General features: G+C 56.3%; 1 protein-coding gene. It reads right to left on the reverse strand.

The window, feature by feature from the left end:
• On the reverse strand, positions 1-558 hold a 558-nt coding region (locus tag RAD10_RS41470), incomplete at both ends, for a beta-keto acid cleavage family enzyme (RefSeq protein WP_461621980.1).

Raw genomic sequence — 558 nt, forward strand, 5'->3', positions numbered from 1 at the left:
GCGATTGGAACGCCGGGAGCGCCATAGCCTGTGCTCAGACAGAATTGGAAAAGAGGCGGCGCCTCGATCAGCTGTTCAGATATGAGTCTCTTGGCGGTTTCAATATGACCTAGATCGAAGCATTCAAGCTCGGGCTTGACGCCCGCTTCTCGCATGAGCTTAGCGAGTTCTCGCAGGTCCGACATACGTGCGACGAATATGCTTTCCCCGAACGCCATCGTGCCGCAATCCAAGCTGCTGATCTCTGGCTGAAGTTTGACGGCGTGAAGACAGCGCCCCAAGGGCTTTTTAAGTGTACTTGTTTCGCCGATCTTCGCCGGTTCGATGGAATCGAGTACGAGTTCGCCGTCCATTCCGCTCGTCAGATTGATGATGACGTCAGTGGATGCGTCCCGAAGCTTCTTGACGACCTGTTCATAGAGGTCAAACCGGTTCGATGGGGCTCCGGTCTCTGGGTCGCGGACATGAATGTGAACGACCACGGCCCCCGCCTTCGCGGCGTCCAGAGCCGCATCCGCGATTTGCGAAGGCGTGATGGGAATCTTTGGATGTTTCGCA

This window comes from Bradyrhizobium sp. 23AC, assembly GCF_054863025.1.